At 41.7% G+C, this 15,034-nt stretch carries 24 protein-coding genes and 1 pseudogene; 15 read left to right on the top strand and 10 right to left on the bottom strand.

Going from position 1 to position 15,034, the window contains the following annotated elements; translation table 11 throughout:
* Positions 1-4 precede the first annotated feature (4 nt).
* Positions 5-751, top strand: a complete 747-nt coding sequence (locus K0O23_RS08525) for a ZIP family metal transporter (RefSeq protein WP_219876991.1) — start codon at positions 5-7, stop codon at positions 749-751.
* A 159-nt stretch (positions 752-910) separates the two neighbouring features.
* On the opposite strand, the gene K0O23_RS08520 is transcribed toward K0O23_RS08525, so the two are convergent.
* The 6 genes from K0O23_RS08520 to K0O23_RS08495 form a co-directional block, all read right to left on the bottom strand.
* Positions 911-1,303 (bottom strand): hypothetical protein, encoded by a 393-nt coding sequence (locus K0O23_RS08520; protein WP_219876990.1) that lies wholly within the window; start codon positions 1,301-1,303, stop codon positions 911-913.
* A 131-nt stretch (positions 1,304-1,434) separates the two neighbouring features.
* A complete protein-coding gene (locus tag K0O23_RS08515; RefSeq protein WP_219876989.1) occupies positions 1,435-1,857 on the bottom strand; it encodes a septal ring lytic transglycosylase RlpA family protein in 423 nt (140 codons plus the stop codon).
* A 6-nt stretch (positions 1,858-1,863) separates the two neighbouring features.
* Entirely contained in the window at positions 1,864-2,577 is a 714-nt protein-coding gene (locus K0O23_RS08510; protein ID WP_219876988.1) for an alpha/beta fold hydrolase, read from the bottom strand.
* A gap of 54 nt (positions 2,578-2,631) precedes the next feature.
* Positions 2,632-3,363, bottom strand: a complete 732-nt coding sequence (locus tag K0O23_RS08505; protein ID WP_219876987.1) for a hypothetical protein — start codon at positions 3,361-3,363, stop codon at positions 2,632-2,634.
* Positions 3,364-3,404: 41 nt separating this feature from the next.
* Positions 3,405-3,713, bottom strand: coding sequence for a hypothetical protein (locus K0O23_RS08500; RefSeq protein WP_219876986.1), 309 nt, complete (start codon positions 3,711-3,713; stop codon positions 3,405-3,407).
* A gap of 3 nt (positions 3,714-3,716) precedes the next feature.
* The gene (locus K0O23_RS08495; RefSeq protein ID WP_219876985.1) at positions 3,717-4,112 is read right to left on the bottom strand and encodes a hypothetical protein; all 396 of its coding nucleotides are present in this window, start codon (positions 4,110-4,112) and stop codon (positions 3,717-3,719) included.
* A 257-nt stretch (positions 4,113-4,369) separates the two neighbouring features.
* On the opposite strand from K0O23_RS08495, the gene K0O23_RS08490 reads away from it, so the two are divergent.
* The 7 genes and pseudogenes from K0O23_RS08490 (at position 4,370) to K0O23_RS08460 (ending at position 6,806) form a co-directional block, all read left to right on the top strand.
* Positions 4,370-4,597, top strand: a complete 228-nt coding sequence (locus tag K0O23_RS08490; protein ID WP_219876984.1) for a hypothetical protein — start codon at positions 4,370-4,372, stop codon at positions 4,595-4,597.
* Positions 4,598-4,942: 345 nt separating this feature from the next.
* Positions 4,943-5,365: pseudogene (locus tag K0O23_RS08485) on the top strand (serine hydrolase domain-containing protein); the annotation flags it as partial.
* Between the two features lie 24 nt (positions 5,366-5,389).
* Entirely contained in the window at positions 5,390-5,563 is a 174-nt protein-coding gene (locus tag K0O23_RS08480; RefSeq protein ID WP_219876982.1) for a hypothetical protein, read from the top strand.
* 52 nt (positions 5,564-5,615) lie between these two features.
* Positions 5,616-5,912 carry a hypothetical protein gene (locus K0O23_RS08475; protein ID WP_219877054.1) on the top strand — a complete coding sequence of 99 codons (297 nt, stop codon included), beginning with the start codon at positions 5,616-5,618 and terminating at the stop codon, positions 5,910-5,912.
* Positions 5,897-6,106, top strand: a complete 210-nt coding sequence (locus K0O23_RS08470; protein ID WP_246596996.1) for a DUF3471 domain-containing protein — start codon at positions 5,897-5,899, stop codon at positions 6,104-6,106. Before K0O23_RS08475 ends, K0O23_RS08470 begins: the two co-directional genes overlap by 16 nt.
* Positions 6,107-6,151: 45 nt before the next feature.
* A complete protein-coding gene (locus K0O23_RS08465) occupies positions 6,152-6,367 on the top strand; it encodes a hypothetical protein (protein ID WP_219876980.1) in 216 nt (71 codons plus the stop codon).
* Positions 6,368-6,536: 169 nt separating this feature from the next.
* On the top strand, positions 6,537-6,806 hold the full coding sequence (locus K0O23_RS08460; protein WP_219876979.1) for a hypothetical protein: 270 nt from the start codon (positions 6,537-6,539) through the stop codon (positions 6,804-6,806).
* A gap of 52 nt (positions 6,807-6,858) precedes the next feature.
* On the opposite strand, the gene K0O23_RS08455 is transcribed toward K0O23_RS08460, so the two are convergent.
* On the bottom strand, positions 6,859-7,245 hold the full coding sequence (locus K0O23_RS08455; protein WP_219876978.1) for an Hsp20 family protein: 387 nt from the start codon (positions 7,243-7,245) through the stop codon (positions 6,859-6,861).
* A gap of 463 nt (positions 7,246-7,708) precedes the next feature.
* On the opposite strand from K0O23_RS08455, the gene K0O23_RS08450 reads away from it, so the two are divergent.
* The 5 genes from K0O23_RS08450 to K0O23_RS08435 all read left to right on the top strand — a co-directional run bounded on the left by K0O23_RS08450 (position 7,709) and on the right by K0O23_RS08435 (position 11,519).
* Positions 7,709-9,445: a T9SS type A sorting domain-containing protein gene (locus K0O23_RS08450; RefSeq protein WP_219876977.1), complete on the top strand. Its 1,737-nt coding sequence runs from the start codon at positions 7,709-7,711 to the stop codon at positions 9,443-9,445.
* 360 nt (positions 9,446-9,805) lie between these two features.
* Positions 9,806-10,228, top strand: coding sequence for a hypothetical protein (locus K0O23_RS08445; RefSeq protein WP_219876976.1), 423 nt, complete (start codon positions 9,806-9,808; stop codon positions 10,226-10,228).
* 23 nt (positions 10,229-10,251) lie between these two features.
* Positions 10,252-10,374 carry a hypothetical protein gene (locus K0O23_RS20280; RefSeq protein WP_262902610.1) on the top strand — a complete coding sequence of 41 codons (123 nt, stop codon included), beginning with the start codon at positions 10,252-10,254 and terminating at the stop codon, positions 10,372-10,374.
* Between the two features lie 13 nt (positions 10,375-10,387).
* Positions 10,388-10,693, top strand: a complete 306-nt coding sequence (locus tag K0O23_RS08440) for a hypothetical protein (RefSeq protein ID WP_219876975.1) — start codon at positions 10,388-10,390, stop codon at positions 10,691-10,693.
* 193 nt (positions 10,694-10,886) lie between these two features.
* Positions 10,887-11,519, top strand: a complete 633-nt coding sequence (locus K0O23_RS08435) for an OmpA family protein (protein WP_219876974.1) — start codon at positions 10,887-10,889, stop codon at positions 11,517-11,519.
* A gap of 80 nt (positions 11,520-11,599) precedes the next feature.
* Here the strand turns inward: K0O23_RS08435 and K0O23_RS08430 are convergent, their stop codons facing one another.
* The gene (locus K0O23_RS08430) at positions 11,600-12,010 is read right to left on the bottom strand and encodes a hypothetical protein (protein WP_219876973.1); all 411 of its coding nucleotides are present in this window, start codon (positions 12,008-12,010) and stop codon (positions 11,600-11,602) included.
* Between the two features lie 282 nt (positions 12,011-12,292).
* Here K0O23_RS08430 and K0O23_RS08425 point away from each other — a divergent pair, with 282 nt between their 5' ends.
* Positions 12,293-13,015, top strand: coding sequence for a hypothetical protein (locus K0O23_RS08425; protein WP_219876972.1), 723 nt, complete (start codon positions 12,293-12,295; stop codon positions 13,013-13,015).
* A gap of 108 nt (positions 13,016-13,123) precedes the next feature.
* The gene (locus K0O23_RS08420; RefSeq protein ID WP_219876971.1) at positions 13,124-13,738 is read left to right on the top strand and encodes a transposase; all 615 of its coding nucleotides are present in this window, start codon (positions 13,124-13,126) and stop codon (positions 13,736-13,738) included.
* A 164-nt stretch (positions 13,739-13,902) separates the two neighbouring features.
* On the opposite strand, the gene K0O23_RS08415 is transcribed toward K0O23_RS08420, so the two are convergent.
* Both K0O23_RS08415 and K0O23_RS08410 read right to left on the bottom strand, forming a co-directional pair.
* A complete protein-coding gene (locus K0O23_RS08415) occupies positions 13,903-14,502 on the bottom strand; it encodes an SIR2 family protein (RefSeq protein ID WP_219876970.1) in 600 nt (199 codons plus the stop codon).
* Positions 14,484-14,951 carry a hypothetical protein gene (locus K0O23_RS08410; RefSeq protein WP_219876969.1) on the bottom strand — a complete coding sequence of 156 codons (468 nt, stop codon included), beginning with the start codon at positions 14,949-14,951 and terminating at the stop codon, positions 14,484-14,486. The genes K0O23_RS08415 and K0O23_RS08410 overlap by 19 nt, the downstream gene beginning before the upstream one ends.
* Between the last annotated feature and the right edge of the window lie 83 nt (positions 14,952-15,034).

Below are 15,034 nucleotides of genomic sequence, written 5' to 3'. Positions count from 1 at the left end.
CTGCATGATCATAGCTATACTTGTTTTATTCTTTACAGTAGTCTTCTCAGGGTTTCTGGTAAAGATATTTCCGCCCACAGACACTAAGTGGCTAAAGATGGCGCTGGCTTTTAGCGGAGCCTACCTGTTTACAATTACAATTATTCACCTGCTGCCCGATGTGCTTATGAATAGCAACGGCTATGGTGTAGGCTATTGGATCTTGGCCGGCTTTTTTCTGCAACTTATTCTTGAATTGTTCTCACATGGTGTAGAGCATGGGCATATGCACCATCATCATGGCCGTGTTGGTTCTATGCCGTTCCTTTTGCTGGGCTCCCTGTTTGTACACTCGTTTCTGGAGGGCAGCATACTTGTAGAGCACAGGTATGGCACAGCAGATCACAGCCACCACGTAAACGATAACTTTTACCTGGTGTTGCTGGGTATTACCTTACACCATATTCCGGCTGCCTTCGCGTTGATGTCGGTGCTACTGTCGCGGTTAGAGAATTTCCGGAAGGCGTTTCTGTGGTTGTTGATCTTTGCTCTTGGCTCCCCGTTGGGTATTGTTTTCAGTAATACAGTTCTGTCGCAAGAGGCACCTGATGGGCTTATCTATACTGCACTTACAGGCCTGGTGGCGGGCAACTTCCTGCATATTTCTACTACCATACTTTTCGAAACCAGCCCTGACCATCACTTTAACCGCAATAAACTCATTGCCACACTGCTCGGCCTTGTACTAGCCATACTTGGCGACTTCTTTTAGCAGAAACTAATAAGTATAAATCGGGGTATTGTGCCTTTGTTATACTTTAGAGAAGATACCTATAAGGGAGGTTAACAGAGAAAGAGACTATACGTGTACAGCAAAAGTATAGGAGCAGAGTTGATCAACCAGCCTCTTTACAGAGCCAATAAAAAATGATTACATAATAGTGGAGAGCAGCGTAGCGATAAGCGCTTTAACTGTAATCATAACAGCTCCGCTATTAGAAGCGGCGTCTGCTTCATCCTCTTCCGAAGAAAAGGCTTTTTTGAAATAACCGATCGGGCTATCCAAAACATCAGTATCCAGAACAGATTTATTCTGCGGTTTGATAGCAGTTACTTTCGCTTTAGGCTTAGCTGTTTTAGTTGTTTCAGAAGAAGCTGCAGTTGTAACAGCCGGAGTAGTATTTTGTTGAGGGGTAATAGTAGTAGCTCCGTTGCTTCCGTTGCTATTACCATTTGCATGATCTACCGGCACGATGATTAAGCACAGCAGTACAACAGCTACTACAGGCAAAAATTCTCGTACGGGTTGCCACAGTTTAATCATGCTCAAAAATAAATGTAAATCTTGTAAAAAACAATAAATCATTTGGATATATTGCAGAGGTTGGTGTTTGTTACTAGTAACGCAATTGTTCGATCTTTAGTATATAAGTAAGCTTATATATAGTTATCTAACTACTTTGCAGCAGGCTTAATTACCTTCATTTTAACAGGTACCACGCCAGCTTTAACCGATCCGATTTTCTTTGCAGCCGCCTCTGAGAGGTCAACAATCCTGCCTTTAGCATAAGGTCCTCTGTCGGTTATCTTAACCTTTACTGTTTGGTTATTCTGGAGGTTGGTTACTTTCACCTTGGTGCCAAAGGGCAGTGTTTTATGAGCTGCTGTAAGTTTGCCTCTGCGGTATGGCTCTCCGTTAGCCATTTTACGGCCTTGTAGCTTACGGCTATAGTAAGATGCTTTGCCCTCTTCAGTATAACCGCGCTGCCCAAAACTGGCTGAAGAGCTGGCACAAGAGCTTGTACTTATTATAAGTAGGGCAAGTATAAAAACTTGTTTAATGTGTTTTAAAGCTTTGGTAAATGGTAAGAGACTCATATTATTCTATATGGTGGCAGCATGCAGGGATTTATTGCCGGTAAACTGTTCTATTTCTGAGGTAATTCTGGTTACAGATACGGTTTCGAGTGGGTGGCGCGTGGCAGGCAGCACAAGCAGACTGGCATTTGGCAGCAGCTTATAGGCCCAAATTGTTTCCTCTATGGTTACCATATTGTCTCTGTCGCCGATACCAAATAATACAGGTATCTGTAGCTGAGGCATATTATCAGAAGTAAGAGCAGGTGTTGCCCCAAGGTGTTGCATCATTTCTGCTGTTTTGTGCATTACCTGTTTCCAATCCTGTGGGGCATGGCGCTTAGATAATGTATGTGCAAATTGTGGCACCTTCTCCTCTACCTTTTCCGGGTTAAGCATCTTACTTTCCTTAGCGGCAGCCTCCAGCGACCAGGCAAATTTTGTGGCCAGCGTAAAAATGCTGTTTACTCGCTCCGGGTACTGCAATGCAAAGTATAAAGCCGCATAGCCACCCATACTGTATCCGAAGATATGCGTTTGCTGTATACCCCGGTCATCCAGGAGCTTCAGTATATCCTTAGAAAACAGATCCATACTATATGGTTGTTGAGGAATAGCCAAACCACCGTGCCCGGAAAAGTCCAGGGTATAAACATTATACTTGCCAAGTAGCGCCTGCTGAATATCCGATAAAGTGGCTGCTGAGCCCAAGGCTCCGTGCAATAACAAAAGGTTTTCCATAGTAAGTCAGAAGCTCTTTGGGGCTGTATGCAATTATAGGCTTATACTTTTTAGTTACTGTTGTACCTGGTAGTTATACACTTCCATGGCCTGCGTTAGCTTGTCTTTCTGAAAGAGGTTAAACACCAGCTGCGCACCTAAAATGCCGGCCCCAGCATATACTAGAGGCGATAATCCGGAGCTTTGGTTGTTCTGTATGGATGACAGCGAGCCAATAGCCACCAAGCCGGCGCCCACTATAGACACTCCTGTATTAATTACTTTATTGCGGCGGTGCTGTTGCAGTATTTGCATGCTAGCGGCGTTGTCTGCCAATGCTTCGCGTAGGTTATTGTAGTCCATGAGGTAGAGCGGACCATCGTCTTTTGAAAAGAAGTTGATGCGGCGGCGGCTGGTGCGTGGCCCTCCGAACCCATAGGGGTTATAACCATAGCCATAATCATACATCGTGCGCGAAGTATAAAACTTATCGATGCGTGGGCCATCGAGTACGCGCTTGGCAAAATCGTCGTAACTGTTTCCATAATCTACCCGCGCAAAATAGCCATCCTCATTCTGGTAAGCAGCCACAGTACCCGGGTTATACTTCAGGGAGTCGTCGAGCAGAAAATGGTTCTGCTTAAATATCGGAGACTTTAGCTGAACTTTATTTGCATAGATAATCTGGCCATTCTGGTGTCTGATAAAGTAACGGCCCTGGCGGATATTTTCTACCTCCCCTATTTGTGCGTTTGCCGTAAAGCCTGCCGTCAGGCAAATGAGTATGAGATATATTAGCTTTTTCATTGGTCTTATAAATAATATGCCGGCAACTGGTGCTGGCATCACTAAAATAAAAAGAATAACATTACTACCATTCCGAGCAATGCCAGGTATACCCAACGCATTAACTGCCCCCGGTGTTTATTGGGCACAAAACTGCTTATCATCATAACAACGAATAACAGGCTCAGAATGTATAGTAATATAAATATAACAGCTTTTACCCAGTTTGGCACAACAGTGTTTTCGGCCTGGTACTGGTTGCTCATGCCTAAATCGGACAGGAGCCATTGCAGAGTGATAAAAACAACTGCCTCAAAGACAATAAAATAGAACAGCCAGACAAGCCAGCTATACTTTCCGCTATTGCTCATTAATTATGCTTTTAAAAAAATGGTAGCTCTTGATATGAAAACCCTCCCTGAAATAGAAGCGCTGCGCAGTGCTGTTCGTAATATAAGCATCCAGTATGAAGGTTCACATTTTAGCCGCAGGGTTTCGCGCTGCATCCAGCCCGATAACAGCTTGCCTATGCCTGCGTTGTGGTAAGCTTCGTCTACCACAAAGTTATCAACTTCCAGGTACTTGCCGCTGTATAACTTGGCACTAACCCAGTAACCAGACAGGGCCACACATTTACCTACAACGTTAAAGGCAGCCCCCATTTGATAATTGCTCTGTAGCATTACTTGCAGCAGCTCTCTGTAACGCTCTTTTATCATGGTAGGGTTAAGCTGCAGGATAAGATGATGCTGGTCTACCATATTATCCAAACTGTAAAGCTTTTGTAAAGCAGGTGGCAAGTAAGTACAGATAGCAAACACAATTTTGTCGGGTTCCGTTAAAGTAAAGTACTAGTATCTGTGCAACTTAAATGTCTTAATAATAATATGTTGTAAGATAAAAATTTTCGAATGTAATTATAAAATGAGCTTTCCTATAAAGATAACAAGAAAGTAATGGTATAACTCTGGTATTTGAAACATTCGGTGGCCTTAGTACCGTTAAAATACCAGAAAGGTGTTGGATTATGAGGTTATTGAGGAATATAAAATTAGATAATTATAAATACAGGTATAAAAATGAGCCACGTAAGATCTTTAGTATCGGATACGAGGACCTGACTACGCTTATTTATTACCAGGATAAAAATAACAACTATACTTTGGTTGTAGCAAAAGACGACGACCCGCCTTTGATCGTCGAAAAAGATATATCAAGAGCAGAAGCATTCAGACTAATGAATACCCGGCCATAAATGCCGGGTATTTTTTTGCCTTTCACTTGTCCCTATACTTTTCATGTTCATCCACCTGCAATGCCTGTTCTACATGTTGCCATCTGGGGCTTGCTCAGTGGCGTAATCACACATAGTTTTGTCTTAAAGTATTCTATAACACTTTTAAAAATAAAACTATGAAAAACATTTTGTCTCAGTGTCTGCTATGTTGTGCCGTAGCAAAACCATGTTTATACTTTTGGCGAAATGCCTTGTAAGTATAAAAGCCAGCGCACAAGACTTTACCGCCAACCTGTACCTGTACCTGAATGTCCATCTGCAACAAGGCACCTTTAGCGGCACTGTTATGGTTATCAAAACGGGGATCCTGTGTATAATAAGGGTTTCGGCATGGCCGACTATGAGAAAGATATAGCTAACGGGGCGGAAGTAAAGTATCGCATAGGCTCATTAACAAAATCTTTCACGTCTGTGTTGGTAATGCAGCTACAGGAGCAGTTAAATGTACAGGATAAGGTGGCTAAATACCTTCCCGATTTTCCTAATGGCGAAAATATCACCTTGCATCACTTGCTCTCCAACACATCAGGGTTACCTGATTTTGTGAACCATTGGAAAGATGTAAACACAAAACCAGCTACCACCAACGATATACTGACGCTTATAAAAGATATGCCTCTGGATTTTGAGCCAGGAGCTAAACGGAATTACTCCAGCACAGGCTTTATCATATTAGCCCAGGTAATAGAGAAAGTAACAGGCAAGCCGTACGAGAAGGTTTTGTAAAAGCAGATTCTCAAGCCTTTAAAGATGAGTTTCACCGGCCTTGAGTTCAGCAAACCTGTAAAAAGTTTGGCAGAAGGCTATAACCACGATGGCGCTGACCGTAAGCTGGCGAAATCAATCAATATGAGCTGGTGCCATGCTGCCGGCGCCATGTACAGCACCGCCCAGGACATGGCTAAATTTGATGCAGCCTCTTAGAGAGAATAAGCTTTTAAACCAATCGTCTAAAGACCGAATATATACTCCAGTAATGAAAGACTATAGCTATGGCTTGGTTATAGATTCTCCGGGTGGCAATAAGCGTATAAGCCACACTGGGGCCATCAACGGTTTTAAAGCCAACTTTATGAGATTCCCGGAACATGAGATGGTTATTACCATACTTAGCAATTATGAGTCTCAGCAGGTAAACGGCCCGATTTCAAAAGACGTGCAGGCAATTGTTTTGGGCAAAAGTTTGAAATACCAGTTGTGCGAACTAATGCTACACAACTTGCCAGATACGCTGGAGAGTACCAGGTTGCTCCAAAAATGTCTTTCATTGTAAAAGTTAATGGAAGCCAGTTGTTTGTTGAAGCGCCAGGGCAGGATAAGTTCGAGGTTTTTCCGGAGGCTGAAGACAAGCTCTTTGTAAAAGTGGCACCAGCGCAGGTAACTTTTGAGAAAGATGAGAATGGCCAGATAGCTAAAATGAACCTGCACCACGGGGGAAGAGCTATGCCGGCTAAAAAAATAAACTAAGTTATACTATATACATTTAGGTTGTAGGCAAGCCAGTAAGTTGGCTTGCCTGCTGTTTTAGTACGTGTGCGTATAGGAAGTATGAACCTGCGAAACCGTTACTTTAAAATAGCTATCATAGGGGCCGCCATAACCCTGTTAGTGCAAACAGTATTAATGTTTGCCGTAGACCCATACTTTGCCGCTATTCTGTCACCATTCTACCCTGTATGGTTTATAATATTTGTGGTAGGCTGGCGCAAAGAGCACCCTCGCAGATAGCGAGTCTTATTTGCAGAGTTAGTCTTTTTAATGAGTGCAGCAACCGTTGTATTCATCAAAGTATAGACAGAAACTTTATAAGGTTTTTTGCAAATAGCTTGTTTAAGGCAATAGTGTGGCACTTTTTTAGTAGTATCAGGCTTATAGCAATAGCCAAAGTATAAAGCCTATGTCTAACCAGGAAGTAATGACGGACGTAAACCATGTGCAGCACATGTTTTTGCGCGTGGAGAGTAATGATATGGAGTGTGTGATCAATATAGCCGGACACCCTTACCGATTGCGGGAACTGATATTTATGATGATTGAGAACGGTTGCCGGATAGAGCAAACCTCAGCCGACTCTTACAATACATTTGATTATGACAAGGAAACCGTAGAAGTGCATGATTTTCTTACATCCATTATTAAGGCAAAGTTTAAGCAGCCCGGTATTTAAGTATAAATAGCCATTTAAAACAAAAGGCGCCACTTAAGTGGCGCCTTTTGTTTTATAGTTGTTTAATATTTATCTCTTTCGGCCTGTCCACAGATTGGTGATAAGGCAGTTTTAGCTGCAGCTTGCCTTCTAAGTAAGTAGCCTCAATCTGAACCAGATTTACAACTGATGGCAGTATAAATGTGCGGCTAAACAAGGGGGCTCTAACACTAGAACTATAATGGCTGGTTATGCCAGAACTCATTGTTAACTTATTTTTTCGTAATGCTATTTTAAAGCTCTGCGGATCTGTTGTTGCTGCCCAAATTTCAATAACAGCTTCCTGGTGGCCTTTTTCTACTTTTGCGTAGGTCTCGCTAACACCTCCCCCTATGGTGTTGAAAAGTTCCAGGTGCAGCGCAATGGTGTGCAGAAAATCTTTGTTGTCATATCTTATCATCAGTCTTTCTCCTCGTTATTTTCTAGTGTTTAATAGTGCAAATGAGATGCCAGATATTTGTTTAAATAAGAAGAGTTTCAAAGCCTAACTGTAGGCAGATGTAAAATCAACCTTTGTTATTACATAGTATAACATAGAGTACCAACTTAATTTTCTGAGTTAAGAAGAGTGTCTTTAGCCGAAGTTTATGTATAAGCCGGCTTGGTAAACACAGTTACACTTTAAGCACAAGTGAAATCCTTTCTGTAAAGATTCCCATCAGTGACAATAATTTCCATATTTGGGAATACTTGCATGTCTTGGGGCTTATCAATAGGAATAGAATATTTTAATTTTAAATATTTAAGTATTTGATGGTCAAACATTTAAGTTAAAATGTAGATATATTCAATTAAAGGTTATTAAGTAGCCAGCTAACTGGCGCATTTATTTCATATAGGCTATTTATTATTTACAGTGCTATATGAAAAACATTTACCTTTTAGTTCTTCTTTTCTTATCTCTTATTACAGCAGCTTCTGGCCAAACACTTGTTCATCACGAAAACTTTAGTGGCACAACAAATAGTGCGTTTACAGTTAATGGAGCATGGGTGCTAGCTCAAGCAAATGATGCTGCTGCAAGCACACTGGCTTTCTCATCCAAAGCTAATTATGCTCGTACCAGCAATACAGTTTCGGGGGCTAAAACACTGATCCTACGCGACTCTATCTCAACCAGAAACATCAGTAGCCTGTTTATAACCTGGCAACAGTTCAGAAATCCACGGAAGAGCAATGGGGCCAACTCAAGTTTAACAGAGCCTGTAAAAGCCTATTATAGTGCTGACGGCGGCGTAACAAGACACGAGTTCTATACTACAACCAATTCAGTAAACAGCCAGTGGAACCATGTAAATGGCGGTACACCAATCAAATTGCCACAAGGCGCACTAGGTTACGATAACATCAGTATTTATATTGAGATTAACTATACTTTAAACGGTGGCGATAACAATCCATACTATGCTGTGGATGATATTACCCTTACAGGTGAACTGATCGAGGGTTACTCTACATTTAGCTGGGCCAGCCGACCATTAGATGAGAATCCTTTCCTGGTTTCAGGTCCTACCTCTACCTCGCCGTATGAGGTTGATGGTGTTACTATGCGCTGGTCTGTAAAGGTGAATTCAGGCGTTAGCTTTGAAATAGCCAAAGTAGATGATAAAAACTTTAAGGCCGGTACTAAAACTTTTACCCTGATACAGACTGGCGCTACTCCCACCACAGGATCTGTAATTCAACTTGATCTGAACAAGTCGGTAAAAGACTTATCGTTTAGTTTGTTTGATGTTGATATTGCAACCGACCAGTTTAAAGACAGAATCAATATTGTAGGGTATAATAATGGCGTGGCGGTACAACTTAAAAAGAGCAAGGTTAAAACTACATCATATAACCAGTTCACTTCTGCTGTGCCAACTGCTTTTTCAGGCCTGCTTGCAAATGATAACACCTCTGCTGAGGGAGATGTAACGCTTACTTTTGCGAAGCCTGTTACGCGTGTGGTAATTGAGTATCGTAACGATTCGCAGATTCGCAATGGTAATGGCCGCCAGGGTATCTCAATTCATAACCTGAGCTGGAGAAATGAGCAGACAATAAATGTGTTGCCAGTAGAGTTGATGTCTTTTAAAGGCACGGCGCTAAACAACACCTCAAAGCTAAGCTGGAGTACTGCAAGCGAGAATAATAACAAGCATTTTGAAGTAGAGCGCAGCCATGATGGCAAAAACTTCGAAAAAATAGGCACAGTAACAGGAGCTGGCCACAGCAGCACAAAGCTTAACTATACTTATAACGATGTTAAGCCAGCTATGGGAGTAAACTATTATCGCTTGCTGCAAGTAGACTTTGATGGTAAAACTTCTTATTCAAGTATAGTTGCTGTTGAGTTTTCTGGCAGATTAGCTGGTTTAGAAGCAAAGTCTATACTTTATCCTACCGCAACTACAGATGTAATAAACATAAGCCTGACCGGTCTTAGAAATAATGTACATATAAGCGTATTGGATGCTACTGGCAAAGTAGTTAAACAGCTTAAGGAGGTTACAGAGCACGAAGTTACAATGTCGGTAAACGACCTCAAAAACGGTGCTTACTTTGTTTCCGTGACAGACGGTGAGAAACACGAAACGCTTCGCTTTGTAAAGCGATAAGGTAATACAGCACTATAAAACGACAAGACCTGCCTCAGATGAGGCAGGTCTTGTCGTTTTATAGCCCTTTGTTCTATCTAAAACTATACTTATTGATTTGTTCCTGCCATATAAAAATACTATTTTGTATAAAACTGCTGTAAACATAAATGTGGTATACCTAAGAGGCTTTACGAGTAGTATTACTATAAAGGACTTCGATGATGAAGATGAAGCGTTAGCCAGGCTTATAAATACTCAAATCGAAGCTGATTTACCCAGTGAGCATCAGGCTGTAACATTTGCTAAAGTGATATTCATAGTGGTACATTCCTGTAAAATATGCGTACACAATAGTTTTAGAAGTTATTTAGTTACTGTATGGAGGAGCTATACTACGAAAGCAATGTGCTTAGGCTAAGCTATAGTAGAGACATGAATATGGGTAAGGCTGAGTGGCGTGGATTCTTATCCAGCAAAGAGTTTAGGGAGAACGGGCTGCGGTGCCTGGAGTTTATAACAGCTTACAACATTTCCCGTTGGCAGGCCGACCAACGCCAGATGCTTGCCATACGGCAGCAAGACCTGCAATGGGTAATCGCAGAGTTTATGCCACAACTGCTGGCATCCCCACTCCGGCGCATGGCAATCATTGTTTCGGGAGATATCTTTAACAACATGGCCATGGAACAGCTCTTTAAGCGTAGTAGTAACTTTGGCGATCTGATTATCAAAGAATTTGACGCCGAAGACGAAGCTTTTGAGTGGCTGAAAACACCTATTCCTGCCGCAGTAGCACAATAAATTAATTTAGGCTTACTACGCTTATGATAAAGTTATTCTTTGAGAATGATGCTATCCGAATCTATCTGGACGAAGAGCAACATTTAGGCATAGGCGAATGGAAAGGCTTTGCAAGCAGCAGTAAAATACGCCAGACCGCCCCTTAAAAGCCTCGAAGTTGTGAGCGAGTTTAAACTCACCCACTGGCTTGCAGACCGCAGAAACATGAAAGCGATCCGACAGAAAGACCAGCAGTGGATAGTAGAAGAGTTTATTCCCCGGTTACTCACCAGCCCCTTGCTGCGTATGGCCTCTATCGTGTCCAATGACCTGTTTAATCGCATGGAAATAGAAAATATGTTACAACGAAGCGGCGGCTTGGGTAATATTGTTATTCGGGATTTTAATAACACAGACGAGGCTCTGAAATGGCTGAGAATGCCTTTTGAAAAGGAAGTGCCTAATGTGGCAGGAGGTGCTTCTTAACGGCGATGATACTTTTCTACGTTGGTACCAGTAATGTAGATTTTATTAGCATGGGTCCGTACTATCCTTGTCACATTCCTTATATTGTTTTTCCTGCTAGTTTCTTCCGGAGTTATATACAAACAGCATTTGCTCTAAATAACTAAGTAATGCATCACCCGTACGATAAGTATAAAACCAAAAAAATTAAACTATGAAAACTAATACGGTACTACTATTGATGGGAGTTGGAGCTATAGTTGCCTGTAACGACCCAAAAGGAGATGTTGAGAACGATACGCTTGCTGATGCTACTGCAGATACTGCTGTGATGTATGAAGACGAACGAGGAAGAATGGAAGCTGACGGCGCTGAGATAATAGATGTAGGAGAGGATTTCTGGGCAGGCATAAACTGGGATGCTCCCGTTGTAGATGACCCTGACCTGAAAGGCTCTAACGTAGAAATGCGACAGGAGAAGGAATACAACATTTACACCATGGATGATCGCCTGCTTTTTGATACAGATAAGGCTCAGATAAGGGCTGAGGGCGAAGAAAAGCTGCGACAGATAGTTAATGAGTTAAAAGATTTGCCACAGAATGGTCAGATCCGAATTTTCGGGCATGCAGATGCACGAGCCAGCAACGAGTATAACAAAGAGCTATCTGCAGAGCGCGCCAATGCTGTAAAAGACTGGCTACAGAATAAAGGTGGCATTGCTGCAAACAGGTTGTCTATAGAGGCTATGGGCGAGACTGCCCCAAGGGCAACAAACGAAACCGCCAGAGGCCGGCAGCTTAACCGGCGTGTAGCAATAGTAGCAGTAACCCGTGAGCAAATGTAACCAGCCATTTTACCTATAAACATACAAGGCCGCTGACGTCAATCAGCGGCCTTGTATGTTTTTTATACTAATGGAAATGGTTACAAAGCCATTGCATCAGTAAGACTAAACCATTCCAGAGCTTCATCAGCCTTCTTAAAACTCTTTACTTCCAAAGAAAAGCCTGCCTTTTCTCTTATTTCCTTAATCTGAGTTTCTCTAACCGTTAAATCATTGACAATACGTGCAGACCTTTTAAGGCGAGTAGATTTAAGGTCTATGTTAAACTGAGTAGCTACCTCCACATATAAAGGATCACTTATCGAGATAACTGATTTTGTGGCATCAATTATAAGATATTTTATATCGTAACTTTTGATTGTATCTGTTACGCTTTTCAGGATGTACTTTAGTTCGGGCACAGCATATTCATAAAAGTCTGGCCACTGAAAGTATAGTACATCCTTTGCCGGGTCATATTCAAGCTTAATAAATTTGTTCGGTATTAACATTCTTAGTGCCAGTTTGAATTATGAAAGTTAACTATAAAGTTTCAAATAAACCCTGGAATTAATAATGTGTTTTAATCATGTTTTTCCCCAATATTGATGTTGTTTTTCCCATTGGGTAAGTACTTATAATGATACTCACTTTTATGCTGCTTATAAGAGGTATGAAGGTAAGATGTATGAAGGGCTGCTTTTGGAGCTTTGTATGGCATTAATTGGTTAACACCTCAGCATTATCCTCGGAAGGTATACTTCAGCCCCTGATACAATTACACATATATAACTATGAAAGCAAGTATAAAACTATTGTTTTGCTATGTCCTGGCTGTGTTTAGTTTTGGCTGCAACGATGATGATGACGGTGGAGCAGCCACGCCTTCTGAGTTCTTTGTGTTTACCTTCAACCAAAGTGCTGAAGGCTGGGAAGGAGGATTTGCCGATTATCCAAAAGACTGGGAAGAAAGCCGCTTCGAGTTTGAATTTGACCGGGAAGATCTTCCCTCGGGAGTAGGCGAGAACAGCATGGCCATGAAGTTGTCTGGCCGTAACATAAGCGATGACCTGTTTATGTTCATGAAAAAGCAGATTACTGGTCTTGAGCCCAATCATACTTACCGTGTCACTTTTCAAATTGAGCTGGCTTCGCAGTATCCCGAGGAATCTGTAGGAATAGGTGGTAGCCCGGGGGCAAGTGTTTACTTAAAGGCGGGTGGTGCTACCATAGAGCCAATGCCAGTAGAGGAACAAGGTGCCGGAAACAACATCAGGATGAACATTGATAAAGGCGGACAGTCGCAGGGCGGCAAGGATATGGTCGTGTTGGGAAATGTAGGTATACCTGGCAATGCATTCGAGTACAGGCTTATTAACAGAGATAACCTGCAAAACCCCATTGAGATTACAACTGACAGTAATGGCAGTTTATGGATTATTGTTGGCACAGACTCAGGTTTCGAGGGAACAACTACACTATACTATAACACCATAGAAGTAGAGCTGGAGTATTAGGAAGAGCCTCCGTTAAGCTTGCAGCGGTATATTGCTACAGCCTTGCTGAAGGCCTTCTTTTAGCGTATCTGCTACCATTAAGTATAGATATTTCATGTAAGGGTATAGATGCAACAAAAGTCACCGCTGGAGCCGAATAAGTTTTATCACATCTACACCCGTGGCAATAACAAAGAGACACTCTTTAAAGAGCAGGACAATTATGGCCTTTTTCTGCAGCTGTACAGGAAGCACTTGGCGTCTTATGTTGATACTTTTGCGTATTGCCTGCTGCCTAACCACGTTCACTTCCTGGTTCAGATAAAAGATGGGGAGGATTTAAAGCCACAATTGATAAGCGAAGACGAAGCGAAGCTGGTAAGTATTGAGCGGCAGTTGGGGCACTTGCTCAATGCTTATGCTAAAAGTATAAACCACCGCTACAACCGTATTGGGCGGCTGTTCCAGCACAGGTTTGGCAGAAAAGAGATTACTTCTGATGCATACTTTACCAGGCTTGTCTTTTATATCCATTTCAACCCGCAGCATCATGGCTTGATAAATGATTTCAGCAGATGGCCTCACTCCTCTTACCATAGTATACTTTCAGAAGGCAAAACAGCCCTGCAGCGGAAAGAGGTGCTAGAGTGGTTTGGAGGCAGAGAAAAGTATAAAGCCTTTCACGATGAGAACGCTGCCGATTTTACAAGTATAGCTCCGCTTATAGAAGGCGATGAAGTATAAAAAACTAAAGACCTCGTATTAAACCGATAGACCTCGCAGCGTCCGAAGGTCCTGCGAGCGTCTGGTGTGTAAAGGCTGTTGCTTCGTTGATAGGGTATTGGTAGGTTAGACGCTCGCGGGTCGTAAAGACACCGCGAGGTCTGTGTAACCTCCATCAACCTTGATTATGCTGTAGCAAGTATCTCCATACTCGTAGCGCTAAATAGCTTATCAAATAGCTCAATAAGTTGCTTCTCTGACTTTACATGCTCTGTTGATTGAGTATAAATAGGAAAGTTATAATGTGGTTCTAAAATTGATACTATCTCTTCAGGCTTGTCGGAACATACTATCACTTCTGTTCCATGTCTATTAAAGTACTTTTCTATAAGGTGCCTTAGGTGAGGCTCAGTTTTGAAAGAACAACCTAATATTATTAACCTCTGGTATGTTTGAAGGTCCTTTGATAGCTGATTATAATATGTCTTCAATACAGTATCTTCCTTTATTAAAGCTTCCTTAAGCTTAGGACTATTATAAATCATAACTGGATTATCATTAACAACTTCCCTTCTTAGCTTTGAAGTAAACTGCCTACCTCTTCTAAACTTGTAAGAGCCATGTAGATGAGCCATAAGAAACGGTAAGCTTTCTAGCTTCCTTGGTTGAAAATCACCAAAGTAGAAGCTGTCCTTAAACAGATATTCTTGTCCTTGATAGCCTTTTCCTCGATGTGTTAATAGAGTATCAAGTATACCATCATAATTTAAGGTATAGATATGCATCTTATCAATGTTGTTCTTTGTGAGGAGCTGTAGAAAGCTTTCCCCAAGGTTAGGGAATAGCCTCTTAATGTTGCTGTATCCTCCTCTTTTTTCAAACTCAGAAAACGATAGCCAATTCTTTTAATTTCGTCCTGAAGTAGGTTTTGATGCGAAGCTGCAGAATATTCGACATTGTACTCTCTACTTATCATGTTTTTGAAGAGACTAGATTCAAAGACAGACTGGTAGTACTGGATAATCTCTTCACCATTTTTAGATGGAAAAGCTAATGTTGGGCTATTAAGAATGTCATCTAATTCTCCCCACAAGTTATTCAATCCCAAAAGATCGTTATATGCTTGTTCTAGTTCGTCTTTAAGATGATAATATGTTTTTTCTTGGGAGTATTTCTTAACTATATCTGCAATAATGTAGTTAAGACCGCTGCCGGTTATGGTAACAGTATCCATTTTTCTTTTGATGGGCTAAAAGTTGAGACAGTATTATTCCATCCGCTAGCAGGACGCCAGCAGCAACAGGAAGTATAGAATAG

It is taken from the genome of Pontibacter aydingkolensis, assembly GCF_019443125.1.
Taxonomy (GTDB): domain Bacteria; phylum Bacteroidota; class Bacteroidia; order Cytophagales; family Hymenobacteraceae; genus Pontibacter; species Pontibacter aydingkolensis.
Note: the sequence above shows the minus strand (reverse complement) of the source record. Positions and strands in the feature narration are given on the sequence as shown.